The sequence below is a fragment of the Streptomyces sp. NPDC005266 genome, assembly GCF_040607655.1.
GTDB lineage: Bacteria > Actinomycetota > Actinomycetes > Streptomycetales > Streptomycetaceae > Streptomyces.
The window spans coordinates 99,308-122,483 of the sequence record NZ_JBEXHC010000007.1; the positions used below are offsets into that span (position 1 = coordinate 99,308).

At 71.8% G+C, this 23,176-nt stretch carries 21 protein-coding genes, 1 pseudogene and 1 riboswitch; of the genes and pseudogenes, 7 read left to right on the plus strand and 15 right to left on the minus strand.

Features of this window, described 5'->3' with window-relative positions:
- Positions 1–32: 32 nt before the first annotated feature.
- On the minus strand, positions 33–284 hold the full coding sequence (locus ABZU99_RS16090; protein WP_355946702.1) for a hypothetical protein: 252 nt from the start codon (positions 282–284) through the stop codon (positions 33–35).
- Between the two features lie 106 nt (positions 285–390).
- Here ABZU99_RS16090 and ABZU99_RS16095 point away from each other — a divergent pair, with 106 nt between their 5' ends.
- Positions 391–1,671, plus strand: a complete 1,281-nt coding sequence (locus tag ABZU99_RS16095) for a D-alanyl-D-alanine carboxypeptidase (protein ID WP_356047605.1) — start codon at positions 391–393, stop codon at positions 1,669–1,671.
- Positions 1,672–1,713: 42 nt separating this feature from the next.
- Here ABZU99_RS16095 and ABZU99_RS16100 read toward each other — a convergent pair whose 3' ends face one another.
- From ABZU99_RS16100 to ABZU99_RS16115, 4 genes are all read right to left on the minus strand, one after another.
- Positions 1,714–2,649: a YihY/virulence factor BrkB family protein gene (locus tag ABZU99_RS16100; RefSeq protein ID WP_356047607.1), complete on the minus strand. Its 936-nt coding sequence runs from the start codon at positions 2,647–2,649 to the stop codon at positions 1,714–1,716.
- A gap of 27 nt (positions 2,650–2,676) precedes the next feature.
- Positions 2,677–3,126 carry a GtrA family protein gene (locus tag ABZU99_RS16105; protein ID WP_356047609.1) on the minus strand — a complete coding sequence of 150 codons (450 nt, stop codon included), beginning with the start codon at positions 3,124–3,126 and terminating at the stop codon, positions 2,677–2,679.
- Between the two features lie 65 nt (positions 3,127–3,191).
- Positions 3,192–4,154 carry a decaprenyl-phosphate phosphoribosyltransferase gene (locus ABZU99_RS16110; RefSeq protein ID WP_356047611.1) on the minus strand — a complete coding sequence of 321 codons (963 nt, stop codon included), beginning with the start codon at positions 4,152–4,154 and terminating at the stop codon, positions 3,192–3,194.
- A complete protein-coding gene (locus ABZU99_RS16115) occupies positions 4,147–4,698 on the minus strand; it encodes a phosphatase PAP2 family protein (protein ID WP_356047613.1) in 552 nt (183 codons plus the stop codon). Before ABZU99_RS16115 ends, ABZU99_RS16110 begins: the two co-directional genes overlap by 8 nt.
- 179 nt (positions 4,699–4,877) lie before the next feature.
- On the opposite strand from ABZU99_RS16115, the gene ABZU99_RS16120 reads away from it, so the two are divergent.
- On the plus strand, positions 4,878–6,260 hold the full coding sequence (locus tag ABZU99_RS16120; protein ID WP_355946493.1) for an FAD-binding oxidoreductase: 1,383 nt from the start codon (positions 4,878–4,880) through the stop codon (positions 6,258–6,260).
- Between the two features lie 168 nt (positions 6,261–6,428).
- Positions 6,429–7,184, plus strand: a complete 756-nt coding sequence (locus ABZU99_RS16125; protein WP_355946491.1) for a decaprenylphospho-beta-D-erythro-pentofuranosid-2-ulose 2-reductase — start codon at positions 6,429–6,431, stop codon at positions 7,182–7,184.
- A gap of 166 nt (positions 7,185–7,350) precedes the next feature.
- Here the strand turns inward: ABZU99_RS16125 and ABZU99_RS16130 are convergent, their stop codons facing one another.
- Positions 7,351–7,950, minus strand: coding sequence for a 2'-5' RNA ligase family protein (locus ABZU99_RS16130; RefSeq protein WP_355946488.1), 600 nt, complete (start codon positions 7,948–7,950; stop codon positions 7,351–7,353).
- Between the two features lie 177 nt (positions 7,951–8,127).
- Entirely contained in the window at positions 8,128–9,141 is a 1,014-nt protein-coding gene (gene trpS, locus ABZU99_RS16135) for a tryptophan--tRNA ligase (RefSeq protein ID WP_355946485.1), read from the minus strand.
- Between the two features lie 46 nt (positions 9,142–9,187).
- Between trpS and ABZU99_RS16140 the strand changes: the two are divergent.
- Positions 9,188–9,772: pseudogene (locus ABZU99_RS16140) on the plus strand (sigma-70 family RNA polymerase sigma factor); the annotation flags it as partial.
- A 302-nt stretch (positions 9,773–10,074) separates the two neighbouring features.
- Here ABZU99_RS16140 and glyA read toward each other — a convergent pair.
- Positions 10,075–11,346 carry a serine hydroxymethyltransferase gene (gene glyA, locus ABZU99_RS16145; RefSeq protein ID WP_356047616.1) on the minus strand — a complete coding sequence of 424 codons (1,272 nt, stop codon included), beginning with the start codon at positions 11,344–11,346 and terminating at the stop codon, positions 10,075–10,077.
- A 40-nt stretch (positions 11,347–11,386) separates the two neighbouring features.
- A riboswitch (ZMP/ZTP riboswitch) is annotated at positions 11,387–11,484 on the minus strand.
- Between the two features lie 31 nt (positions 11,485–11,515).
- Between glyA and rocD the strand changes: the two genes are divergently transcribed.
- A complete protein-coding gene (rocD, locus tag ABZU99_RS16150) occupies positions 11,516–12,736 on the plus strand; it encodes an ornithine--oxo-acid transaminase (protein WP_355946479.1) in 1,221 nt (406 codons plus the stop codon).
- 29 nt (positions 12,737–12,765) lie between these two features.
- Here rocD and ABZU99_RS16155 read toward each other — a convergent pair whose 3' ends face one another.
- The 3 genes from ABZU99_RS16155 to ABZU99_RS16165 form a co-directional block, all read right to left on the minus strand.
- Positions 12,766–13,950, minus strand: coding sequence for a glutathionylspermidine synthase family protein (locus ABZU99_RS16155; protein ID WP_355946477.1), 1,185 nt, complete (start codon positions 13,948–13,950; stop codon positions 12,766–12,768).
- Between the two features lie 15 nt (positions 13,951–13,965).
- Positions 13,966–14,316 (minus strand): hypothetical protein, encoded by a 351-nt coding sequence (locus tag ABZU99_RS16160; RefSeq protein ID WP_356047618.1) that lies wholly within the window; start codon positions 14,314–14,316, stop codon positions 13,966–13,968.
- An 84-nt stretch (positions 14,317–14,400) separates the two neighbouring features.
- Positions 14,401–16,020: a PLP-dependent aminotransferase family protein gene (locus ABZU99_RS16165; RefSeq protein WP_356047620.1), complete on the minus strand. Its 1,620-nt coding sequence runs from the start codon at positions 16,018–16,020 to the stop codon at positions 14,401–14,403.
- 47 nt (positions 16,021–16,067) lie between these two features.
- On the opposite strand from ABZU99_RS16165, the gene ABZU99_RS16170 reads away from it, so the two are divergent.
- Positions 16,068–16,553, plus strand: a complete 486-nt coding sequence (locus ABZU99_RS16170) for a carboxymuconolactone decarboxylase family protein (RefSeq protein ID WP_356047622.1) — start codon at positions 16,068–16,070, stop codon at positions 16,551–16,553.
- A 13-nt stretch (positions 16,554–16,566) separates the two neighbouring features.
- Complete coding sequence (locus ABZU99_RS16175) at positions 16,567–17,340, plus strand: isocitrate lyase/phosphoenolpyruvate mutase family protein (protein WP_356047624.1); 774 nt, start codon at positions 16,567–16,569, stop codon at positions 17,338–17,340.
- Positions 17,341–17,395: 55 nt separating this feature from the next.
- Here the strand turns inward: ABZU99_RS16175 and ABZU99_RS16180 are convergent, their stop codons facing one another.
- The 4 genes from ABZU99_RS16180 to ABZU99_RS16195 form a co-directional block, all read right to left on the minus strand.
- Entirely contained in the window at positions 17,396–18,388 is a 993-nt protein-coding gene (locus tag ABZU99_RS16180) for an ABC transporter substrate-binding protein (protein WP_355946463.1), read from the minus strand.
- 1 nt (position 18,389) lies between these two features.
- On the minus strand, positions 18,390–20,399 hold the full coding sequence (locus tag ABZU99_RS16185; protein ID WP_356047626.1) for an ABC transporter permease subunit: 2,010 nt from the start codon (positions 20,397–20,399) through the stop codon (positions 18,390–18,392).
- Positions 20,400–20,481: 82 nt separating this feature from the next.
- A complete protein-coding gene (locus ABZU99_RS16190) occupies positions 20,482–21,570 on the minus strand; it encodes a glycine betaine/L-proline ABC transporter ATP-binding protein (protein WP_355946457.1) in 1,089 nt (362 codons plus the stop codon).
- Positions 21,570–23,156 carry a GMC oxidoreductase gene (locus tag ABZU99_RS16195; RefSeq protein ID WP_356047629.1) on the minus strand — a complete coding sequence of 529 codons (1,587 nt, stop codon included), beginning with the start codon at positions 23,154–23,156 and terminating at the stop codon, positions 21,570–21,572. The genes ABZU99_RS16190 and ABZU99_RS16195 overlap by 1 nt, the downstream gene beginning before the upstream one ends.
- Positions 23,157–23,176: the final 20 nt, after the last annotated feature.

Below are 23,176 nucleotides of genomic sequence, written 5' to 3' on the forward strand. Positions count from 1 at the left end.
CGGGCTCGCGGGCCCGCGACTACCTGGAACGGCTACTCGGAGGCGTCTTTCCGCCGCAGGGCGCGCAGCCCACGGAACCCGATCACCCCGATCGCCGTCCCCAAGAGAAAGGACGTGATCGCGAGCAGCAGATGGACCCAAAAGTACGCGGTGGGGTCGCCGGAGTCGTCGAAGGCGAGTCCGCTGGCGTCCTTCCACAAGTTCTTGACAAAGGTGAACCAGATGACCCAGCTCCACACCCCGAAGGCGAGCAGGAACCAGGACACGGGGCGGCTGAGCTTCATGGTTTCCAGTATGGACAGCGCCTCCGGTACCTCCACGAGGGGGTCAGACACCCGTGCGTCGGCGGTGCTGTCACCGTCCGGGAAGGCGCCAGGTACGTTCACCACCGTGCCGACATCTTCCTTCGCCCCCACCCGCCGCCGCGCCGCGCGGCCGGCCACCGCCACCGCCGCCGTCGTCCTGCTGTCCAGCCTGCTGACGGCCACCCCCGCTCTCGCCGCCGACCAGACCGGCGGCCCCGAGGGCAGTGCGACCCCGAGGCCGCCCGCCAAGATGTCCACCGTGGGCGGGGAGCGGCTGGGCCGTCCCGGGACCCAGGTGGACGCGAAGCCGGGGGCGCCCGCCCTGCCGAAGGGGCTGAGCGGAAAGTCCTGGCTGGTGGCCGACGCCGAGTCGGGCGATGTGCTCGCCGCGCACAACGCCCACTGGCAGCTGCCGCCCGCGTCCACCCTGAAGATGCTGTTCGCGGACACCCTGCTCCCGAAGATGCCGAAGACGCAGACCCATAAGGTGGCGCCGTCCGACCTGGCGGGCATGGGCGCGGGCAGCAGCCTGGTGGGGGTCAAGGAGAACTACACCTACACGGTGCACGACCTGTGGCTCGGCGTCTTTCTGCGCTCGGGCAATGACGCGGTGCACGTCCTGTCCGCGATGAACGGCGGCGTCCCGGCGACCGTGCGGGAGATGCAGGCGCACGCCAAGCAGCTGAACGCACATGACACCCATGTCGTCACGCCGGATGGCTACGACGAGAAGGACCAGGTCAGCAGCGCCTACGACCTCACGCTCTTCGCCCGCTCGGGCCTTCAGAAGGCGGACTTCCGGGAGTACTGCTCGACGGCGACGGCGCAGTTCCCGGGCGAGTTCAAGAAGGGGAAGGACGGCAAGAAGCGCCGCGAGAGCTTCGGCATCCAGAACACCAACCGGCTGCTGACCGGGTTCAACATCAAGCCATACAAGGGCATCGCCGGGGTCAAGAACGGCTATACGTCGCACGCCGGCTCCACCTTCACCGGGGTCGCCCAGCACGGCAAGCGGGTGCTGCTGGTCACGGTCATGAATCCGCAGAAGTCGGCGCCGAGCGAGGTCTACAAGGAGACCGCGCAGCTCTTCGACTGGGGCTTCAAGGCCGCCGACTCGGTGAATCCGGTCGGCACTCTCGTCCGGCCGGGTGCGGCGGGCGCGAGCCAGAGCGACGGGCCGACGGGCGAGAAGTCGTCGGACGGCCACGCGAAAGCGTCCGTCTCACCGGGCCACGGCGGCTCCAGCGGCATGTGGACCGCCGCCGGGATCGCGGGCGGCTCGCTGGCGCTGCTGGGCGCGGTGGCCTTCGCGGTGCACCGCCGCTGGCCGCTGCCGGAGCTGGTGCGGCGGCGCTCGCGCGACTGAGCCCGGCCTCAGACGGCGGCGCTCGCGCGACTGAGCCCGGCCTCAGGCGGCGGCCGGGGGTCCGTCGGGCGCGACGGACCCTCCCTCCGTGTCGGCCTCGGCCGCCCACTCTGCCTCGGCGCCGGCCTTCTCGGCGGGCGGGATGGCCGTCCACGCGGCACAGAACAAGGTGAGTTTGGCGGTGAGGTTCATCCACAGCAGCAGCGCGATCGGCACGCCGAACGCGCCGTACATGCTCTTGGCCGCCACGTCCCGCAGATAGCTGCTCAGCAGCAGCTTGAGCAGTTCGAAGCCGATCGCGCCGATGAGCGCGGCGACCACCACCGTCCGGCGCGGCGGCTCCACCCCGGGCAGCCAGGTCAGCACGTAGCACAGCAGCAGGAAGTCGGCGGCCACGGCGATGGCGAACGCGGCGATCCGCAGCAGCCAGCCGCCGACCCCGTTCTCGGGGATGTGGAGCAGATGCGTGACCCGGCCGACGGCGGTGGCGGCGAGCGTGGAGACGGCGAAGGAGGCGAGGGCGACGCCGCCGAGGCCGAGCAGGACACCGGCGTCCTTGACCTTGCGCATCACCGGATTGCCGGGGTCCTCCTCCAGCTCCCAGACGGCGCGCAGGCACTCGCGCAGCGAGCCCACCCAGCCGATGCCGGTGAACAGCAGCAGCGCGCCCGCGACGACCCCGATGGTGCCGGCGTTCTGGACGAGGCCGCCCAGGTCCAGCTGGCCGGAGATGCCGGGGATCTGCTGGGCCAGCTTCTTCTGCAACTGGTGCATCTGCGTCTCGCTGAGCGTCGCGGCGCCGATGGCCGCCCCGACGGCGATGAGCGGGAAGAAGGCGAGGAAGCTGGTGAACGTGATGGCGGCGGCGAGCCGCGTCCAGTGGACGCGGTCCAGCCGTTCATAGGAGCGCCAGGCGTGGGTGCGCATCACCCGGGCGATCGCGGGGCCGACAAGCGGCAGCCGGGTCAACCATTCCATGCTCAGCAACTACCCTTCTGCGCGGTTCTACTCCTTGGCGCACCGACGTGCACGGTGGCGTGCGGTGCGACGTGCGGTGCTGAACACCAACGTCCGGGTTCCCCAGAACCGCAGACAGGTAGCAAGAACCATCCCGATACCCGCTCCGGAGACCGCGTCCGCGCGCGGGGAGGTCAGCCCGAGCCCGTAGTGCGAGACGGCCAGGGTGAGCAGTTGGACGACGGCGCCCGCGAGGTTTACCGCGAAGAAGACCGCATATTGGCGGGCACGGCGTACGGCGGTGGCCGGGGCGGCGCGACGGCGGTAGGTGCCGATCGCGTTGCCGAGATAGGCGACCGTGCACCCGGCGACGAACGACAGCGCCTTGGCGGTGAGCGGACCGAGCCCGACGGGCTCGCGCAGCCACAGGAACAGCCCCAGATCGGCGGCGTAGGCGGCGGCCCCGGCGAGCGCGAACCCGGTCAGCTCGGGCAGCATCCCCCGCACCCGGGCCCGTGCCCGCGCCCGTGCCCCCGGACGGGCCGGCGACGGCGGCGCGCAGGTCACAGCCCGACGACCGCCGATCCGTACAGCGCCATCCAGGCAAGTGCCGTGGCGGCCAGGGGCCGGTCGCGCAACAGGACGTCCTCGGGGGCGCCGGCGGTGCCGCGGTCGGCGAAGACGGCGTAGCGCAGCACGCCGAGGATGAAGGGGACCATGGACAGCTGACGCCAGGGCAGCAGCTCATGGTGCGCGCCCTTGGTCTCCAGCGCCCACAGGCAGTACGCGAGGACGGCGACCCCCGCCGCCAATTGCCAGACGAACCGCAGATAGCCGACGGTGTACTCGCCCAGCAAGGCGCGTGTCTCACCCGCCGCACCGGGCCTTCCGGCCGTCAGCAGCGCTTCGGAATAGCGTTTGGCAGCGACCATATAGAGCGCGCCGAACCCTGTGGTGATGAGAAACCAGCGGGAGAGCGGGATGCCGAGCGCGAGGCCGCCGACCATGGCGCGCATCAGAAAGCCGGTGGTGACGACGACGAGATCGACCACCAGGACCTGCTTGAGCCGCAGACAGTAGGCGAGTTGCATGACGACATACGCGGAGATCAGCGCGGCGGTGGCCGGGTTGCACAGCAGCGCGGCCCCGGCCGGTGCCAGCAGCGCCAGCACCGCGCCCATGGCGTAGGCGACGGGCACGGGCACCTGCCCGGCGGCCACGGGGCGGCGGCACTTGTCGGGGTGGGCCCGGTCGGCCTCGGCGTCCCTGGCGTCGTTGATCAGATAGACGGCCGAGGCGGCGGCCGTGAACAGGACGAAGACGACGGCGAGCCGCCCCACCACGTGGGGCGAGTCGAGCGCCCCGGCGGCGGCCGGGGCGGCGGTGACGAGCAGGTTCTTGATCCACTGCCGGGGGCGCGCGGTCAGCAGCAGCCCCAGCGGCAGCCGCACCGCCCTGGCCCCCGCCGTATCGGTGGTCGCGGGGGTGGGCGGCGGCTCCTCCAGCAGGGTCGTCGGATCAGCCATGGCGACGGCCTCCGTCGTACGATCCACGCGGCCCCGCGGTGCCCAGCCGGGTGATGAGCGCGCCGAGGGCCGCGCCGGCGGCCACGTCCGTCGGATAGTGCACCCCGACGACCAGGCGCGACACACAGACCGCGGCGGCCAGCGGCGGTATGCACAGCCCGGCGGGCCCCAGTGGGCCGAAGGCGAGCGCCGCCGCGGCCGACGACGCGGCGTGCGAACTGGGGAAGGAGTGCCGCCCGGCGGTGCGCACCAGGGGCCCGGCCCCGGGCAGCCGGGGCCGGGGGCGGCGTACGACGCGCTTGAGGACCATGCCGGCCAGGTGGGCGGTGGCGACCACGGCGGTGCCGCGCAGCCATGCGCCGCGGCGCACCGGGTCGTCCCCGGAGCGGGCCGCGCCCAGAAGCCCGGCGGCGAGCCACAGGGCGCCGTGTTCGCCGCCCAGGGACAGTGCGCGGGCCACGGCGGCCACCCGCGTGTCGGTGCCGCGGGCGCGCAGGGCCACGAGCAGTCGGCGGTCCAGGCCGGTGGGAAACAGCGGGCCCACCTCTTCTCGGTCGGGGCCCGGTCCGTGCGCGGGCTTCCCCCATGACTCTCGCCGCCGACGGGGAGTCAGCCGAAGTCGTGGCGTCCAAATACTTCCGTTAATCACTCTTTTCGGTGAGCCATGCGAGGCCGAGCCGCAAAAGCTTCATACACGGCATACCGGACGATACGTTCATCCGTATGCCCGCCGTCGCCGCCCCGGCCGCCACGCCGCTCACCGGCTGGGGACGTACCGCCCCCACCGCCGCGGCCCGCCTGCTGCGCCCGCGCACCTGTGAGGAGGCCGCCGATGCGGTGCGCGGCTGCGCCAAGCACGGCACGCGCGGCGGCATCGCGCGCGGGCTCGGCCGAGCGTACGGGGACGCCGCGCAGAACGCGGGCGGCGCCGTCCTCGACATGACCGCAATGGACCGCATCCGCACGATCGACGCCGTGCGCGGCGAGGTCGTCTGCGAGGCGGGCGTCAGCCTGCACCGGCTGATGGAGGTGGCGCTGCCGCTCGGCTGGTTCGTCCCCGTCACCCCCGGCACCCGTCAGGTGACGGTCGGCGGCGCGATCGGCGCGGACATCCACGGCAAGAACCACCATGTCTCCGGCTCCTTCACCCGGCACGTCCGCTCCCTTGAGCTCCTTACGGCCGACGGCGCGATCCATACCCTCACCCCCGGCACGGATCTCTTCCGGGCCACGGCGGGCGGCATGGGGCTGACCGGCGTCGTGCTCTCCGCGACCCTCGCCCTTCTGCCGGTGGAGACCTCACTGATGTCGGTGGACACCGAACGCGCCCGCGATCTGGACGACCTGATGGCCCGTCTGACCGCCACCGACCACCGCTACCGCTATTCGGTCGCCTGGATCGACCTTCTGGCGCGCGGCGCCGCCACCGGCCGCTCCGTCCTCACCCGGGGCGACCACGCCCCGCTGGGCGCCCTCGTACCGGGCCGTCGCGGACGGTACGGCGCCCCGCTGGCCTTCCGCCCGGGAAGGCTGCCCCCGCCCCCGCGCCGCGTCCCCGAGGGGCTGCTCTCGCGCACCACCGTGGGGCTCTTCAACGAGCTCTGGTACCGCAGGGCGCCCCGGCTGCGGATCGGCGAGCTCCAGCCGATCCCGGCCTTCTTCCATCCGCTCGACGGCCTTCCGCATTGGAACCGGATCTACGGGCGCGGCGGCTTCGTGCAGTACCAGTTCGTCGTCGGCCACGGCCAGGAGGAGGCGCTGCGCACGATCGTGCGGCGGATCGCCCGGCGCCGCTGCCCGTCCTTCCTTGCGGTGCTCAAGCGGTTCGGGGAGGCCGACCCGGGCTGGCTGTCGTTCCCGATGGCCGGGTGGACGCTGGCCCTGGACATCCCCGCCCGGCTGCCGGGCCTCGGCGGCTTCCTGGACGAGCTGGACGAGGTGGTGGCCGGCGCGGGCGGCCGGGTCTACCTCGCCAAGGACGCCCGGCTGCGGCCCGAGCTGCTCGCCGCGATGTATCCACGGCTGCCGGACTTCCGCGCCCTGCGGCGGTCGCTGGACCCGCGCGGGCTGTTCACCTCGGACCTGGCCCGTCGGCTGTCCCTCTAAGCGGTTACGGCGAAGTCAAGTGCTGATCCTTCTCGGCGTCCAAGCCCTCGGCCAGGCCGAACGGCGAGGGATCAGCGGCGAACTTCACCGTATCCGCTCAGCCCAACCCACGCTCCCCACAGCGCACACGCACGCTCCCCATAGCGCACACGAAAGGCAGGGCCGCCCGTGAAGGACGCCTTCGGTTCCCCGCAGTCGCTGCTCGTCCTCGGCGGCACCTCCGAGATCGCGCTCGCGACCGCCCGCCGTCTGATCACCCGCCGTACCCGCACCGTCTGGCTGGCCGGCCGTCCCTCCCCCGCCCTGGAGTCGGCCGCACGGCAGCTGCGGGAGCTCGGCGCCGACGCCCGTACCGTCCCCTTCGACGCCCTCGCCACCGAAACGCACGAGGTGACGCTGGGAAAGGTCTTCGCCGAGGGCGACATCGACATGGTGCTGCTGGCCTTCGGCGTCCTGGGCACACAGGAACACGACGAGACGCATCCGCCGGCCGCGGTCCGCGTCGTCCAGACCAACTGCACGGGCGCCGTCTCCGCCGCCCTGGTCTGCGCCCAGGCCATGCGCCGCCAGGGCCATGGCTCACTCGTCGTGCTCTCCTCGGTCGCCGCCGAGCGCCCCCGCCGCGCGAACTTCATCTACGGCGCCGGCAAGGCGGGGCTCGACGCCTTCGCGCAGGGGCTGGCGGACGCGATGCACGGCACGGGCGTCCATGTGATGGTGGTGCGCCCCGGCTTCGTGCGTACCAAGATGACGGCCGGAATGCGGCCCGCGCCGCTGGCCACCACGCCCCAGGCGGTCGCCGAGGCCATCGAGGAGGGGCTGCGGCGGCGCTCCGGGACGGTCTGGGTCCCGGGCGCGCTGCGCGTGGTGATGTCCGTCCTCCGGCATCTGCCCCGGACGGTCTTCCGCCGGCTGCCCGGCTGAGCCGGGGCGGCGGAACGAAACGACCGGCCGACGGCTGTACGGCTGACCGGCTGACCGGATACCTGACCGGCTGACCGGCTGACCGGCTGACCGGCTGACCGGCTATACCTGACCGGCTGACCGGCCTGTACGGCCGACCGGCTGTACGGCCGACCGGCTGACCGGACTACACGGAGGGAGCGGCCGGGCGGGAGAGATCGGCCTGACGGGGCACCACGGGCGAGGAGGTCTGCGGCGACTCGCCCGACCCGAAGGGGTACTCGCGGTCAAGCCGCCACACCCCGTCCTCCCCCTGCTCGTACAGGGCGAATCCGGTGATGGTCCAGGCCGCCTCGTAGTCGCTCAGCTCGGCGAACGCCCGGTCCATCGCCTCCTCGTCGATGCCGTGCGCGACAGTGACATGCGGGTGGTACGGAAACTGCAGCTCGCGGGCGCACGGCCCGGACCCGGCCCGGATCTGCTCCTGCAGCGCCGCGCACTCCTCCGCGCCTTCCACGATCCTGACGAAGACGACCGGCGAGAGCGGACGGAAGGTGCCGGTCCCCTGCAGCCGCATCGGGAACGGCCGCCCCTCGGCCGCGACCTGGGCCAGGTGATCCTCGACGGCGGGCAGCGTGGACGCGTCCACCTGGGTCGGCGGCAACAGGGTGACGTGGGTGGGGATGCCGTGAGCGGCCGGGTCCCCGAAGCCCGCACGCCGCTTCTGGAGGAAGCCGCCGTACGGTTCCGGGACCGCGATCGAAACGCCGAGGGTTACAGTCCCCACTGCGTTCTCCCTCCTGGCCCTCCCGGGCTGCTGGGCTCAAGTCCGCCGCACCGGTGACAGTGTGGCGGCTGCGCCGCCTTCGCGGCTGGATTCATCGGTTTTTGACACACAGCGCCGAAGACCCCCTGGTCAGGGGGTCCAGCCGCGGTGTACCGCTGTCGTCGGGCGTCCGGGTCCTCAGTGCGTCGCGGGCAGGAAGCCCACCTTGTCGTAGGCGAGTGCCAGCGTCTCGGCGGCGACGGCGCGGGCCTTCTCGGCTCCCTTGGCCAGGATTCCGTCCAACGTCGCCGGATCCGCCAGGTATTCCTGGGTCCGCTCGCGGAACGGCGTCACCCACTCGACCAGCACCTCGGCGAGGTCGGTCTTGAGCGCACCGTACCCCTTGCCCACGTACTTCTTCTCCAACTCGGCGATGGGGGCGCCGGTCAGGGTGGAGTAGATCGTCAGCAGATTGCTGACGCCGGGCTTCTTCTCCTCGTCGAAGCGGATCTCGGTCTCGAGGTCGGTCACCGCGCTCTTGATCTTCTTCGCCGAGACCTTGGGCTCGTCCAGCAGGCTGATGATGCCCTTCGGCGTGGACGCCGACTTGCTCATCTTGATCGACGGGTCCTGAAGGTCGTAGATCTTCCCGGTCTCCTTGACGATGTACGGGTCGGGGACGGTGAAGGTCTCGCCGAAGCGCCCGTTGAACCGGTCCGCGAGATCGCGGGTGAGCTCGATGTGCTGGCGCTGGTCCTCGCCGACCGGGACATGGTTGGCCTGGTAGAGCAGGATGTCCGCGACCTGGAGGATCGGGTAGGTGAAGAGCCCGACGGTCGCCCGGTCGGCGCCGTGCCTGGCCGACTTGTCCTTGAACTGGGTCATCCGGGACGCCTCGCCGAAGCCGGTGAGACAGTTCATCACCCAGCCGAGCTGCGCGTGCTCGGGCACATGGCTCTGGATGAAGAGGGTGCAGCGGTCCGGGTCGAGTCCGGAGGCGAGCAGCTGGGCGGCGGCGAGCCGGGTGTTGGCACGCAGCTCCGCCGGATCCTGCGGCACGGTGATCGCGTGCAGGTCCACCACGGTGTAGAACGCGTCGTGGGTCTCCTGCAGCGCGACGTACTGCCGGATCGCACCGAGGTAATTCCCGAGGTGGAACGAGCCTGCGGTGGGCTGGATACCGGAGAGCGCACGGGGACGATCGAGGGCCATGGCACCCATTCTCTCAGGTGTGGAACCAGACTCCGTCCGCCGGTGTATGAAAGGTGTGAGGACTGACGAGGGGGCGCGGGAGGGGGACCTCATCGCGCGGGACGAAGCAAGGATCATCGCGCGTGTGCGGGCCGGGGAGACCGGGGCGTACGCGGAGCTGATGCGGGCCCACGCGTCCATCGCGCTGCGCACGGCGGTGCTGCTCGGAGCGGGTGCGGACGCCGAGGATGTGGTGCAGGACGCCTTTGTGAAGGCGTATCTCGCCCTGGGGAGATTCCGGGACGGGGCGGCCTTCCGGCCGTGGCTGCTGCGGATCGTCGCGCGGGAGACGAGTAATGCGGTGCGCTCGGCGCGTCGGCTGCGTACGGCGGTCGACCGGGAAGGGGCGCTGGCCGGGGCCGAGCCGGTGATACCGGAGTCGGCCGATCCGGCGGTGGCGGCGATGGCGGGCGAGCGGCGGACGCGGCTGAGGGCCGCGGTGCAGGAGCTGAGCGAGCCGCAGCGCCGCGTGGTGATCTGCCGCTATCTGCTGGATCTGGACGAGGCGGAGACCGCGGAGACGCTGGGCTGGCCGCGCGGCACGGTGAAATCGCGGCTGAGCCGCGCGCTGAAACGGCTGGAGCGGTTGCTCGAACCCGAGGACGGGGCGGCCGAGGCGATCACGGAAGAGAGGCGGGGAGGAGATGGCCGGAGAAGGGCTGCCCGAGGAGCTGCGGGCGCTCGGGCGCGCGCTGGAGGGACCGCCGCCCGGCGGGCCGTCGGCGGACGGCGTGTCGCCGGGGGGCGGCGAGACGGTGGTCGAGCGGGTGCTGGCACGGATCGTGGGCCTGCCGGTGCCGGTGCCGGTCGAGGCGGACGGCGACCGGATCCGGGAGGAGCAGTGGTGGCGGCCCATACCCGGCCTGGAGGCCGGGCAGGGCCGCGCGGGCGTCGTCAGCCGATCGGCAGACCGGGGGCCGGGTAGGCCTCCATCAGCTCAGCGACCTCGGCCCTGATCTTGATGAGGGCCCCCTCGTCACCGGTCTTCGCGGCGGTCACGCCCCGGTCGATCCAGTCGGCCACGGCGGGCATGTGGCCGGTGCCCAGGCCGCGCGAGGTCAGGGAGGGGGTGCCGATCCGGATGCCGGACGGGTCGAAGGGCTTGCGCGGGTCGAAGGGGACGGTGTTGTAGTTCACCACGATCCCGGCCTGGTCCAGTGCCTTCGCCGCGACCTTGCCCGGCACCTCCTTGGGCGTCAGGTCCATCAGGATCAGATGGTTGTCGGTGCCGCCGGAGACCAGATCGAAGCCGCGGGCGAGCAGCGCGTCGGCGAGGGCCTTGGCGTTGGCGACGACGGCGTGGGCGTAGTCACGGAAGGCGGGCTGGGCGGCCTCATGCAGGGCCACCGCGATGGCGGCGGTGGTCTGGTTGTGCGGACCGCCCTGAAGCCCGGGGAAGACGGCCTTGTCGATGGCCTTGGCATGGGTCTCGCGCGCCATCAGCATCGCGCCGCGCGGACCCCGGAGCGTCTTGTGGGTGGTGGTGGAGATGACATCCGCGTACGGCACCGGCGAGGGGTGGGCGCCGCCCGCGATCAGGCCGGCGATATGCGCGATATCCGCGACGAGCACCGCGTCCACTTCGCGGGCGATCTCCGCGAAGGCGGCGAAGTCGATGGTGCGGGGCACGGCGGTGCCCCCGCAGAAGATCAGCTTCGGCCGCTCCTGGCGGGCCAGATCGCGCACTTGGTCGAAGTCGATGGCGCCGGTGTCCTGGCGGACCCCGTACTGGACGCCGCGGAACCACGCGCCGGTGGCGGAGATACCCCAGCCATGGGTGAGGTGGCCGCCCATCGGCAGTGACATGCCCATCACGGTGTCGCCCGGACGGGCGAAGGCCAGATAGACGGCGAGGTTGGCGGGCGAACCGGAGTAGGGCTGGACATTGGCGTGCTCGGCGCCGAAGACGGCCTTGGCACGGTTGATCGCCAGGGTCTCGACCTGGTCGATGACCTGCTGACCCTCGTAGTAGCGGCGGCCGGCATAGCCCTCGCTGTACTTGTTCTGCAGCACCGTCCCGGAGGCTTCCAGGACGGCGCTGGAGACATAGTTCTCGCTGGGGATCAGCCGCAGGGTCTCGGACTGCAGCGTTTCCTCGGCGCCGACGAGGGCGGCGAGTTCGGGGTCGGCGGCCGACAGGGCGGGATGGGGCAGGGGCAGGCTCATGGTGTCCTCCGGGGCGATCGGTAGCTGTCCGGTCGTGCTCCCGGGGTGCCCAGGCGGGCGGCACCTCGTGGCGCTGTGGCCGCGCACCGCTTCCTCGTGGTCGGTTCCACGCTCGGCTCGCCAGTCACGGTGCGCACGCCCACTCTAGCTAGTGAGAAAAGGAGGAGAGATGGGACCGGGACGCTCCGCGGAACTCGCCATGGCGGCCGCCGAGGCCCATAGCGCGCGCAACTACCATCCGCTGCCGGTCGTCATCGCGTCCGCCGAGGGCGCCTGGATGACCGATGTCGAGGGCCGCCGCTATCTCGATCTGCTCGCCGGATACTCGGCGCTCAACTTCGGGCACGGCAACCGCCGCCTGCTCGACGCCGCCCGGGCGCAACTGGAGCGGGTCACCCTGACCTCGCGGGCGTTCCACCACGACCGCTTCGGCGCCTTCTGCGCCGAGCTGGCCGAGCTGTGCGGGATGGAGACGGTCCTGCCGATGAACACGGGGGCGGAGGCGGTGGAGACGGCGGTCAAGACCGCCCGCAAATGGGGCTACCGGGTGAAGGGGGTGCCGGACGGCCGGGCGCGGATCATCGCCGCCGAGAACAACTTCCACGGCCGGACGACCACCCTGATCAGCTTCTCCACCGATCCGGTGGCACGTGCGGACCACGGCCCCTTCACCCCGGGGTTCCAGATCGTGCCGTACGGCGATGCGGCGGCGATGGAGGCGGCGCTCGACGCCGCCCCCGAGGAGACGGTCGCCGTGCTGCTGGAGCCCATCCAGGGCGAGGCCGGAGTGCTGGTGCCGCCCCCCGGCTATCTGAGCCGGGTGCGGGAGCTGACCCGGGAGCGGAAGGTGCTGCTCATGGCGGACGAGATCCAGTCGGGTCTCGGGCGCACGGGCCGGACCTTCGCCTGTGAGCACGAGGGCGTGGTCCCCGATGTCTATCTGCTGGGCAAGGCGCTGGGCGGCGGTGTGGTGCCGGTGTCGGCGGTGGTCTCCTCCAAGGAGGTGCTCGGGGTCCACCGGCCCGGTGAGCACGGCTCGACCTTCGGCGGCAATCCGCTCGCCTGCGCCATCGCGCTGGAGGTCATCGCCATGCTGCGGACGGGCGAATTCCAGCGGCGCGCGGCGAAGCTGGGCGAGCTGCTCCACCGCGAGCTGGGGCTGCTCCTGGGAGAAGGCGTCGACGAGGTGCGGGGGCGGGGGCTGTGGGCGGGAGTGGACATCGATCCGTCGCTCGGCACCGGGCGGCAGATCTCCGAGCGGCTCATGGACCGCGGGGTGCTGGTCAAGGAGACCCACGGCGCCACGATCCGGCTCGCCCCGCCCCTGGTGATCGGCAAGGAGGATCTGGAGTGGGGTCTGGACCGGCTCAGGGCGGTGCTGGCGGAGTGATCGGACCGATCTCGGTGGCCCCGCAGCGCTCAGAGAATCACATGCGGCACAAAGCGCGCGTACTCGTCGGTGACCAGCCCCGCCGACTCCCGGATGCCGAGCCCCGCCGGCTCGTCCTCCACCACCCAGGCACCCAGCACCACCCGGTTGCCGTCCATATCGGGCAGCGGCGCCAGCTCCTGGTAGCAGCAGGGCTCATCCCGTACGACGGCTCCGTCGCCCGGCTCGCGCACCGTGACGCCCGCGCCCTCGCGCCCGAGCAGCGGTTTGGCCACGTATCCGGTGGTGCGGGCCAGCTCGCGGGGGCCGTCGAGGTAGGCGGGGAGCAGATTCGGATGGCCGGGGAAGAGCTCCCACAGGACGGCCAGCAGCGCCTTGTTGGAGAGCAGCATCTTCCAGGCGGGTTCGATCCACAGGGTGGACCCGGTGCCGCCTCCGTTGTCCAGGGTGTCCAGCACATGCGGGCCGAAGCGGTCGGTGACCAGCCACTCCCAGGGGTAGAGCTTGAAGCAGCCGCGGATGAACCGGAACCGCTTGTCCACGAAGCGGCCCGAGAGCCGCTCCCAGCCGATGTCCTCCATCGAGATCGACTCGGTCCTCAGCCCGGCCTGTTCGGCCGTCTCGCGGAGGTAAGCGACCGTCATCAGGTCCTCGCCCAGCTCGTCCCCCGCCGAGTGCGCGAAGTACAGGGGCACGCCCGGCGGCAGCAGCGCCGCCTGGTTGCGCCAGGCGTCGACAAGCCGCTCATGGAGGGAGTTCCACTGGTCGGCACCCGGGAAGCGGTCCTCCATCCAGAACCACTGGGCGCTCGCCGCCTCCACCAGCGAGGTGGGCGTGTCGGCGTTGTACTCCAGCAGCTTCGCCGGACCGCCGCCGTCATAGCGCAGATCGAACCGGCCGTAGACGCTGGGCTGTTCGGCCCGGCGCCGCCAGGACTCGGCGATCAGCCCGGCCAGCCGCGGGTCCTCGATGCCGAGATCGGCGAAGCGGCCGGTCTCCACGATATGGGCGGCCGCGGCCAGACACATCCGGTGCAGCTCCTCGACCACCTCCTCCAGCGCCTCGACCTCGGGCAGCGAGAAGACGTAGTAGGCGCTCTCGTCCCAGTACGGACGCAGCGAGCCGTCCGGGTAGCGGGTCAGCGGGTAGATGACCCCCTGCTCCTCGACCGTGGACTGCCAGTCGGGGCGCGGGTCGATGGTGTGGCGCTTCATCCGCTTCCGGCCCGGTCAGCCGCCGCCGGAGCCCGAGCAGCCGAAGCCGCCCCGGTCGGCCGCCTGGCTCTTGCTGAAGGTGCCGTCGTCCGCCCAGCGGCCGCTGACGTCCGGGTCGTAGTACCAGTCGCCGTCGACGCGCTTGGTGCCGCGTTTGCCGCTCTTCTTGCCGCCCGTGCCGGACGAAGAGCTCTTGCAGGCGCTGGAGTCGATGATGCGGTAACCCTTCACCACGTCATAGCTGTCCGGGTCCACACAGCGCTTGTCCGGCTCCGAGCCGCAGGAGGTGAGTGCCGCCGCCAGCGCGCCCATACTGCCCAGAATGACCGTGCTCGACCGCAGTCGTCGTGGTCCTGTCCGTTCCATTGGTGTCGCTCCCCCGTCGGTTGGACGATCCAGCGTAGAGGGGGCTTTCGCACAGGTGAACGGCGGGGGTGCGGTGCGGGGTTCTCAGGGCAGGACACGGCACAGCGCCTCCAGCGCGCCCGTGAAGGCGTGGTCGGGCGGGGTCCCATAGGCGAACACCAGTGCGTCCCGCTGCCCTTGGGGCTCGCCCGTCCCGCGCCAGACCCCAGCCCCGGCCCCTTCCACCCCGCTCGCGGCCCCGGGCCCTTCCACCCCGGCCGCGGTCCTGGCCCCTTCCACCCCGGCCGCGGCCCCGGCCCCTTCCACCCCGGCCGCGTTCTCGTCCTGGTAGCGGAAGCGGCTCAGGCCATCCATGGCCAGGCCCTGCCGGGCCGCGCCCTGCACCACGGACCGCTCGGTCCCCGGCGGCAGTTCGAGCACCGCCTGCAGCCCGGCCGCGATGCCCGTGACGCGCACCTGCGGGGCGCGTTCGGCGAGCGCCGCGACAAGCTGATCGCGGCGGCGCCGGTAGCGCATCCGCATACCGCGCACATGGCGGTCGTAGGCGCCGGAGTCGATGAACTCCGCGAGCGTCAGCTGGTCCAGCGCACTCGAGTCCCACTCCCCCGTCCCCTTGACCGCCAGGAGACCGTCCATGAGATGGTCCGGCACCACCATCCACCCCAGGCGCAGCGCGGGCGCCAGGCTCTTGCTCGCCGTGCCCAGATAGACGACATGCTCGGGGTCGAGCCCCTGCAGCGCCCCGACCGGGTGGCGGTCGTAGCGGAACTCCCCGTCGTAGTCGTCCTCCAGCACCAGTCCGCCGGTCCGCGAGGCCCAGTCGACCACGGCGGCGCGCCGGTCGGGGTGCAGGGAGACGCCCGTCGGAAACTGATGGGCCGGAGTAAGGGTGACGGTCCGTACGTTGGCGAGCCGGTCCAACTCCCCGGTGCGGGCGCCATGGTGGTCGAGCGGCAGCGGCACGGTGCGCAGTCCGGCCCGGCGTATCACGTTCCAGTAGATGCCGAGCCCGTAGGACTCGACGGCCACCTCCCGGTGACCGGCCTGCCGCCGCACCCGGCTGAGCAGCGCGAGCCCCTGGGCGAACCCCCCGCAGACCACGATCCGTTCGGGCGCGGCCCGCACTCCACGGGCGCGCGCGAGATAGTCGGCCAGTACGCGCCGCAGCTCGGGCCGCCCGGCGGGCCGTCCGTAGCCGAAGGCATCGCTGGGCGCGGTGGTCAGGGCGCGGCGGGCGGCGGAGAGCCAGGCGGAGCGGGGGAAGGCCGAGACATCGGGCGAGCCGGGCCGCACATCGTAGGCGGGCCGGGCGGCGGCCACGGCGGCGGCCGTGGGCCTGCGCGGGGGCGCGGGCGGGACGACGCGCCGGGCGACCCGGGTGCCCGAGCCCTGGCGGGCGGTGAGCCAGCCCTCGGCGACGAGTTCGCCGTAGGCGTCGGCGACGGTGTTCCGGGCGATGCCGAGGTCGGCGGCGAGGGAGCGGGAGGAGGGCAGCCGGGCGCCGGGGGCGAGCCGACCGGTGCGTACGGCCTCGCGCAGGGAGCGGATCAACGCGGCCCGCACCCCGGCCCCGCCGCCCCGCGGCAGATCCAGATACAGATCGGCGCCCAGACGGGCCCCGGACTCGGCCCGCGCCCCGGACTCGGCCCGCGCCCCGGTCGCCTTCCCGAACTCCGCCTTTGGAGTGGCCCAGGAATCCTCCATGGAAATGGACCATACTCCTGGGCTACCCAGGTCCTAGCGTGGACGGCATGACAACGAGCGTGACCACTCACCCCCACGGCCCCCGGATGCACTTCGCCAAGACGGCCCCCGAGGTCTACAAGGCCCTGGTCGCCCTTGACGCGGCCGCCCGGAAGGGCCTGGACCCGGCGCTGACCGAGCTGGTCAAGACGCGTGCGTCGCAGATCAACCACTGCGCCTTCTGTATCGACATGCACACCAAGGACGCCCGCGCGGCGGGCGAGTCGGAGGAGCGCCTGTACCTGCTCAACGCCTGGGAGGAGGCCGGGGATCTCTACACCGAGAAGGAGCGGGCCGCGCTGGCCCTCACCGAGGCCGTCACCGTGCTGACCGACGGCTTCGTCCCGGACGAGGTGTACGAGCGCGCCGCCAAGCACTTCGAGGAGAAGGAGCTGGCGCAGCTCATCTCCATGATCCTCACCATCAACGCCTGGAACCGGGTGGCTGTCACCACCCGGATGGCCCCCGGCGCGTACAAGCCGTCGGCCCACTGAGGCGGGGTTCATCATGACGGTGCGCACCAGCACGCCCCAGGCCCAGGCGTTCCGCGCGATGCACCACGGCCGGGCCGCCGACGATCCGTTGGTGCTGCCCGGCCCCTGGGACGCGGCTTCGGCCCGGGTGTTCGCGGATGCCGGCTTCCCGGCGCTGGCGACGCCCAGCGCCGGGATCGCCGCGTCGCTCGGCTACCAGGACGGCGCCACGCCGGCGGAGGAGATGTTCGCCGCGATCACCCGGATCGTCCGGGCCGTGGACGTGCCGGTGTCGGCGGATGTCGAGAGCGGCTACGGCCTCGCCCCGCAGGAGCTGGTCGAGCGGCTGCTGGAGACGGGTGCGGTGGGCTGCAATCTGGAGGACTCCGATCATCTGACCGGTGAACTGGTGGAGCCGGAGCGCCAGGCGGATCTGCTCGCGGCGGTGCGGGCGGAGGCGGGCGAGGCCCTGGTCATCAACGCCCGTATCGATGTCTTCGCACGGCGCGGGGCGGACGACGACGAGACCGTGGCCACGGCCGCGATCGAGCGTGGGCGGCGCTATGCGGCGGCGGGCGCGGACTGTGTCTACCCGGTCTTCGCGTCCCCGGAGCTGCTGCCCCGTCTGGCGGCCGCCATCGGCCTGCCGGTCAACGCAGCGGCCTTCGACCCCGCCGGCCCGTCCCCGCGTGAGCTGGGCCAACTGGGCGCCACCCGGATCACCTTCGGCCCTCGTCTGCAGCGCCAGACCATGGCCGCGGCGGCGGGCCTCGTGAAACAGCTGGACCCCGCTCCGTCCCCCACCTGAGGGACGGAGCGGGGCCCGGCCCCGTGAGGCTCCGGCACGGCCTTGTGCATGGCCCTTACGGCATCCACTTCTTCCAGACGTCCGGGTGCATCTTGACCCACTTCTCCGCCGCGTCCTGCGGGGAGAGCCCGTCCGAGGCGATCAGCTCGGAGACCTCGTTCTGGTCCTTCTTCGTCCAGTGGAACTTCTTCAGGAACGTCGCCGCCTTGCCGCCCTTCTTCGAGAAGTCAGCGTTGAGGTACTTCTGCAGCGGGGTGGTCGGGTAGGCGCAGTCGAAGGAGTCGGGATCCTTGGCGCCCTCGGCAGCACACTTGTCCGTGTACTTGGGCAGCTCCACCTCGACCATCGGCACCTGGTTGAACAGCCACTGCGGCTCGTACCAGTAGCTCAGGAAGGGCTTCTTCGCCTTGGCGAACTGCTTAATCTGGGTGATCTGGGCTGCTTCCGAACCGGAGAAGACGATCTGGTAGTTCAGCTTCAGATTCTTCACCAGCGCCTTGTCATTGGTGACATAGGACGGGGAGCCGTCCAGCAACTGGCCCTTCCCACCGCTCTCCGCGGACTTGAAGGTCTTCGCGTACTTGTTGAGGTTCTTCCAGTTGAGGACGTCCGGATGCTTCTCGGCGAAGTACTTCGGCACCCACCAGCCGATGTGGCCGGTGACACCGAGGTCGCCGCCCGGCACGATCAGCTTCTTGTCCTTGACGTACCGCTGCTCCTGCTCCGGGTGACCCCAGTCCTCCAGAATCGCGTCCACCCGGCCCTGGCTGAGCGCGTCCCACGCCGGAATCTCGTCCACCTGGACGGTGTCGACGTGGTAGCCCAGCTCATGCTCCAGCAGATACTGGGCGACGGCCACGTTGGCCTGTGCTCCGACCCAGGACTGCACGGAGAGCGTCACGCTCTTCGCGCCGCCCACATTGGCGTACGGCGAGGACTGCTTGGTCATGTCCGCCGCGCCGCAGGCGGTCGCGGTGGTGAGCAGGGCCGTGACCCCGGTGGCGGCCATCAGCAGCTGACGGCGGCGATGCGTACGGGCCGTAGCCATCTCAGGCCCCCTTCCTGTCGCGGCGTGCGGTCGGCTGGGTCACCCGGTCGAGCATCAGCCCCAGGCAGACGATTGCCGTGCCCGCCACCAGACCGGTCGCCAGATCGCCCTGCGCCAGGCCGAACAGCACGTCGTAGCCGAGCGCGCCCGAGCCGACCAGACTGCCGATGACGACCACGGCCAGCACCAGCACCACGCCCTGGTTGACGGCGAGCAGCAGCGCCGGGCGGGCCAGCGGAAGCTGGACCTGGCGCAACTGCTGCCCCCGCGTGGCGCCGAGCGAGCGCGCCGCCTCCAGCGCCGCCGGGTCGACGCTCCTGATCCCCTGGGTGGTGATGCGGATGACGGCGGGCAGCGCGTAGACAATGGCCGCGGCCGCCGCCGGGGCGCGGCCGACGCCGAACAGCGCGACCACAGGGATCAGGTACACGAACTGCGGCATGGTCTGACACACGTCCAGCACCGGTCGCAGCATCCGCTCCAGCCGGACGCTGCGCGCGGCCCAGATGCCGATCGCGAAACCGAGGACCAGCGTGACGACGACGGCCGCCAGCACTTGGGAGAGAGTGTCCATGGACGACTGCCACACGCCGAGCACGCCGATCGCGGCCATGGCGGCGGTGGCGGTCAGCGCGGTGGCCCAGGTGCCGATCAGCCAGGCCAGCGCCGCGACGATCAGCAGGATTCCGTACCACGGGATGCCCTGCAGCCCCTCGCGCAGCGGGTCGAGGATCCACTTGATGTAGTCCGCGGCCCATTCGGCGGTGCCGCCGACGACCGGCACACCGGTGTACAGGTGCGCGACCATCCAGTCCTTGAACTGGTTGACGGGCTCCTCGATGGCGACGGTCCAGCCGCCCGGCCAGGTCTGCGAGCCGGACACCCGTCCGGCGACGGTGATCACGGCGGTGAGCACCGCGGCACCCGCCCAGGCGGGCCGGCCACGCAGCAGCCGGGGGCCGTCCTCGGCCGGGGCCGCGCCGATGCGCTCGCCCGCCGACCCGATGGTGCGGTCCATCACGACGGCGAGGAGCACGATCGGGAGTCCCGCGGCGAGCGCCTTGCCGACGTCGACGCTGGACAGCGCCTGGTAGACGCGGTCACCGAGACCGCCGCCGCCGATCACGGACGCGATCACGGCCATGGACAGCGCCATCATGATCGTCTGGTTGACGCCCAGCAGCAGCTCCTTGCGGGCCAGCGGCAGCCGGGCGGACAGCAGCCGCTGCCGCCAGGTCGCGCCGAGCGAGGCCACGGCCTCCAGCACCCCGGCGTCCGCGCCGCGCAGGCCGAGGGCGGTGAGCCGGGCCATGGGCGGAGCCGCGTAGATCACGGTGGCCAGCACCGCGCCGGGCACGCCGTTGCCGAAGATCATCACGACGGGCAGCAGATACGCGAACGCGGGCAGCACCTGCATGGTGTCGAGCACCGGCCTCTGCACCCGGAACGCCCGTTCCGAGAGGCCGCCGGCCAGGCCCAGCAGTCCGCCGATGACGACGGAGGCGGTGACGGCGATGGCCATCAGCGCGAGCGTCTGCATCGTCGGCACCCACATGCCCAGCAGTCCACAGACGGCGAGGGACACCAGGGTCGTCACCGCGACCCGCACCCCGGCAACCCGCCAGGCGAGCAGGGTCAGCCCGGCGGTGACACCGGCCCAGCCGAGGGCGAGCAGGGCGACATAGACGACGCGGACACCGATGATGATGGCGTTGCTGATGTGACCGAAGAAGTAGAGGAAGATCCAGTGACTGTCACGGTTGTCGATGATCCAGTCGCTGGCCTTGCCGAGCGGCCCGGACACATCGACGGTCAGCGCGTCCGGCCAGCTGCCGCCGGCCCACTTGGCGTGCGCGAGCGGTACGAGCACGGCGGCCACCAGGGCGAGCAGCGCGAGCTTGCGCACGGCGGGGCGGCGGACGGCGGTCCGCAGCAGGCCGGGGCGCGGCTCGTCCGCGGGGGTCCGCTCGGCCGTGGTCTCAGCGGTGGGGGAGGTTGTCGTCGCGGTCATACGCGCCCACCGGTGCGGTCCGGTGAGGGCGGACACGCCGCGGCGAGCGCCGCGCGTGCCGCGCGGCGGGCGGTGGCGGTGATCACGCGACACCCGCCTCTCTGCGGTCCAGGCCCGCGACCACGTTGAGCAGGCATTCGTGGTCGACGACGCCGAGGCAGCGGCCGTCGTCCACGACCCGGGCCGGTTCGCCGGTGCGGGCCACGGCCTCGATCGCGTCGGCGACCGTCGTGCCGGGGGTCAGCGCGGGGCCGCCGTCGGCCTCGCCGGCGTCTGCCGGGCGCATGGCGCGGCGCACGGTCAGCACCTGCTCGCGCGGCACATCGCGGACGAAGTCCCGTACGTAGTCGTCGGCGGGGGAGCCGACGATCTCCTCCGGGGTGCCGAGCTGCACGATGCCGCCGTCGCGCATCAGGGCGATGCGGTCGCCCAGGCGCAGGGCCTCGCTCAGATCGTGGGTGATGAAGACCATGGTGCGGCCCTCGTCCTGGTGCAGCCGGATGACCTCTTCCTGCATATCGCGCCGGATGAGCGGGTCGAGCGCGCTGAAGGGCTCGTCGAAGAGCAGCACTTCCGGGTCGGCGGCGAGCGCCCGGGCCAGGCCCACGCGCTGCTGCTGACCGCCGGAGAGCTGGCCGGGGCGGCGGCGCTCCAGGCCGGCGAGGCCGACCTTGTCGACCATCTCGGCGGCCTTGGCGCGGCGCTCGGCCTTGCCCATGCCCTGGATCTCCAGGCCGTAGGCGACGTTGTCGAGGACGGAGCGGTGCGGCAGCAGACCGAAGTGCTGGAAGACCATGGCGGCCCGGCGCCGGCGCAGATCGCGCAGCCGGGACTTGTCCATGGCGAGGACGTCCTCGCCGTCGATGCTCAGATCGCCGGCGGTGGGCTCGATCAGCCGGGTCAGACAGCGGACGAGGGTGGACTTGCCGGAGCCGGACAGCCCCATGACCACGAAGACCTCGCCCGGCTGGACGTCGAAGGAGACATCGCGGACGGCGGCCGTGCAGCCGGTCTTGCTGCGCAGCTCCTCGGCCGGCAGCTCGGCCTCGGCGGAGCCGGGGACGCGGTCGGCCTTGGGTCCGAAGACCTTCCACAGGCCGCGCACGGAGAACACGGGGGCGTCGCCGCGTTCGGCGGTCCCAGGGGTCTCGGGTATCAGGGTCGTGGCCATCACGCGTCACCTCCCGGCGCGGGCTGCGGGGCTCGATCGCGGGATCGGTGCCTCTCCTGGTCGCGCTCCTGGTCGAGCAGCTCGGCGCACTTCTCGCCCACCATCAGGACTCCGATCATCGGGTTCACGGCCGGCATCGTCGGGAAGACGGACGCGTCGGCGATACGGATGCCGTCGAGACCCCGGATCCGCAGATCCGGGCCGACGACGGCGAGGTCGTCCGACGTGGCGCCCATACGGCAGGTGCCCGCCGGGTGATACACGGTGTGCGCGACCTTGCGGGCGTACTCGCTGATCTCCTCGTCCAAGGTGATCTCGGGGCCCGGGCACACCTCGCGCTTGAGCCAGCCGGCCAGCGGCTCGGTCTTGGCGATCTCGCGTGCGATACGGATGCCGTCGACCAGCGTGCGGCCGTCGTAGTCCTCCTCGTCCGTGAAGTAACCGAAGTCGAGGGCGGGCTTGACGGCCGGGTCGGCGCTGGTGAGGTAGAGCCGGCCGCGGCTGCGCGGCTTGGGGATGTTGGGGGTCATCGACACGCCGTGCTCGGGCTTCTCATAGCCCAGCCGCTCCGGATTGTCCGTGAACGGGATTTGGTAGAAGTGGAACATCAGGTCCGGGCCCCGGGACTCCGGGTCGCGCCGGACGAACAGGCCGGCGTCGGAGTCCATCGCGGAGTTCTCCGGGATGGGGCCGTCGGTCTCCCACACGATCACCGACTCGGGGTGGTCGAGCAGGTTCTCGCCGACCCCGGGCAGATCGTGGACGACCGGGATGCCGAGCGCCTCCAGATCGGCCTTGGGCCCGATACCGGAGTGCATCAGCAGCCGCGGGGTGTCCACCGCGCCCGCGCAGACCAGGACCTCGGTCTCCGCGCGGACGAAGATCTCTTCGCCGTCCTTGGTGCGGACGTGGACGCCGGTGGCCCGGCCGGTGTCGTCCAGCTCCAGCTTGTACGCCCAGGTCTCCAGCATCAGATGGAGGTTGGGACGGTCCAGGAAGGGGTGCAGATAGGCGACGGACGCCGAGGAGCGCTTGTTGTTCTCCGGGTGGTACGCGAGGTCGAAGAAGCCGACGCCCTCGTGGAACGGCTTCTTGTTGAACCCCTCGACGCGCGGCACCCCGGCGGCCGCCTGGGCGGCCTCGACGAAGTCACGCGCGATCGCGTTCCGGTCCTTCTCGTCCACCGGGACGATGTTGTTGCGCAGCCGCTCGAAGTACGGGTCCATGGAGGCGGCGTCCCAGCCCTCGGCGCCCGCCTCGGCCCACTCGTCCCAGTCGCCCGGCAGCGGCTTGAAGGAGATCAGGGTGTTGTGCGAGGAGCACCCGCCGAGCACCCGGGCGCGGCTGTGCCGGATATGCGAATTGCCGCGTGGCTGCTCGGTGGTGGGGTAGTCGTAGTCCAGATCGCCGCCGAGCAGGCCGAGCCAGCGGCGCAGGGTGAGCACATCGGGCCGGTCGATGTCGGAGGGTCCGCCCTCGATGACGGCGACGCGGACATCCGGGTCCTCGGTGAGCCGGGAGGCGATCACCGATCCTGCGGTGCCGCCGCCGATGACGACGTAGTCGTATGCGACAGGTACGGACATAGTGCGAATACTCCTCGCGG

Bases quoted from the DNA above. Each gene is read 5' to 3' on its own strand.
- ABZU99_RS16090 (WP_355946702.1), bottom strand. From the start codon at position 284: ATGAAGCTCAGCCGCCCCGTGTCCTGGTTCCTGCTCGCCTTCGGGGTG.
- ABZU99_RS16100 (WP_356047607.1), bottom strand. From the start codon at position 2,649: ATGGAATGGTTGACCCGGCTGCCGCTTGTCGGCCCCGCGATCGCCCGG.
- ABZU99_RS16105 (WP_356047609.1), bottom strand. From the start codon at position 3,126: ATGCTGCCCGAGCTGACCGGGTTCGCGCTCGCCGGGGCCGCCGCCTAC.
- ABZU99_RS16110 (WP_356047611.1), bottom strand. From the start codon at position 4,154: ATGGCTGATCCGACGACCCTGCTGGAGGAGCCGCCGCCCACCCCCGCG.
- ABZU99_RS16120 (WP_355946493.1), top strand. From the start codon at position 4,878: ATGCCCGCCGTCGCCGCCCCGGCCGCCACGCCGCTCACCGGCTGGGGA.
- trpS (WP_355946485.1), bottom strand. From the start codon at position 9,141: ATGGCCCTCGATCGTCCCCGTGCGCTCTCCGGTATCCAGCCCACCGCA.
- glyA (WP_356047616.1), bottom strand. From the start codon at position 11,346: ATGAGCCTGCCCCTGCCCCATCCCGCCCTGTCGGCCGCCGACCCCGAA.
- rocD (WP_355946479.1), top strand. From the start codon at position 11,516: ATGGGACCGGGACGCTCCGCGGAACTCGCCATGGCGGCCGCCGAGGCC.
- ABZU99_RS16155 (WP_355946477.1), bottom strand. From the start codon at position 13,950: ATGAAGCGCCACACCATCGACCCGCGCCCCGACTGGCAGTCCACGGTC.
- ABZU99_RS16160 (WP_356047618.1), bottom strand. From the start codon at position 14,316: ATGGAACGGACAGGACCACGACGACTGCGGTCGAGCACGGTCATTCTG.
- ABZU99_RS16165 (WP_356047620.1), bottom strand. From the start codon at position 16,020: ATGGAGGATTCCTGGGCCACTCCAAAGGCGGAGTTCGGGAAGGCGACC.
- ABZU99_RS16170 (WP_356047622.1), top strand. From the start codon at position 16,068: ATGACAACGAGCGTGACCACTCACCCCCACGGCCCCCGGATGCACTTC.
- ABZU99_RS16175 (WP_356047624.1), top strand. From the start codon at position 16,567: ATGACGGTGCGCACCAGCACGCCCCAGGCCCAGGCGTTCCGCGCGATG.
- ABZU99_RS16180 (WP_355946463.1), bottom strand. From the start codon at position 18,388: ATGGCTACGGCCCGTACGCATCGCCGCCGTCAGCTGCTGATGGCCGCC.
- ABZU99_RS16185 (WP_356047626.1), bottom strand. From the start codon at position 20,399: ATGACCGCGACGACAACCTCCCCCACCGCTGAGACCACGGCCGAGCGG.
- ABZU99_RS16190 (WP_355946457.1), bottom strand. From the start codon at position 21,570: ATGGCCACGACCCTGATACCCGAGACCCCTGGGACCGCCGAACGCGGC.
- ABZU99_RS16195 (WP_356047629.1), bottom strand. From the start codon at position 23,156: ATGTCCGTACCTGTCGCATACGACTACGTCGTCATCGGCGGCGGCACC.